We start from the raw sequence: 523 nt of genomic DNA, 5'->3' as shown, positions 1-523 counted from the left end.
TTTTTTTCAATGGTGGCGATGCCGCTTGCCAGTGTTTCCGGCTGGCCGGGCCCATTGCCAATGCCGTTTTGGAATTTTTTAAGTCCGGTCGCGAGAGCGCCCATTCCGTTTTCAAGTTTGGCGGTTCCATCTACCATGTCGTTCACTTTGGAAAAATCGGCGGATCCGAGTTTCTCCCGCGCTGTCTTTAATCCAGCATTGATTTGGTCTACACCGTTCTGCGTTTGCGACAAGCCGTCCGTTACCATAATCATCTGCTTATCTAGGAAAAAGCGACAGCCGCCAACGAGACGAGCGGGGTCACAACGGAGCGGAACACAATCACCAGCACAACGAGAATAAAAATGACGGTTAATGCTGCGCTCCGCTCCCCTGCATATTTATCATTGAATTCCCTAATATACATCGTATCCGATATATCGTACACGATGTATATTAGGCGAAAACAAAATCATCGTCAATAAAATATCGTCTATTTAAAATGGGCTGAAAATTCCGTCAAGTGTGTAAATCCATTCATTGT

General features: G+C 46.1%; 2 protein-coding genes. Both read right to left on the bottom strand.

Features of this window, described 5'->3' with window-relative positions; genetic code table 11:
- Positions 1-254: hypothetical protein (locus tag ACLWS4_RS37375; RefSeq protein ID WP_416876478.1), on the bottom strand; the 254-nt coding region annotated here is incomplete at its 3' end.
- 8 nt (positions 255-262) lie between these two features.
- Positions 263-406 (bottom strand): MMPL family transporter, encoded by a 144-nt coding sequence (locus ACLWS4_RS37370; RefSeq protein ID WP_416876479.1) that lies wholly within the window; start codon positions 404-406, stop codon positions 263-265.
- Positions 407-523 lie beyond the last annotated feature (117 nt).

Origin of the sequence: Kitasatospora sp. SC0581 (genome assembly GCF_048159585.1) — a bacterium.
In the GTDB taxonomy this organism is placed as follows: domain Bacteria; phylum Actinomycetota; class Actinomycetes; order Streptomycetales; family Streptomycetaceae; genus Kitasatospora.
This window is presented reverse-complemented; position numbering and strand designations above follow the sequence as displayed.

Coding starts and splice junctions, on each gene's coding strand:
- ACLWS4_RS37370 (WP_416876479.1), bottom strand. CDS start 406: ATGTATATTAGGGAATTCAATGATAAATATGCAGGGGAGCGGAGCGCA.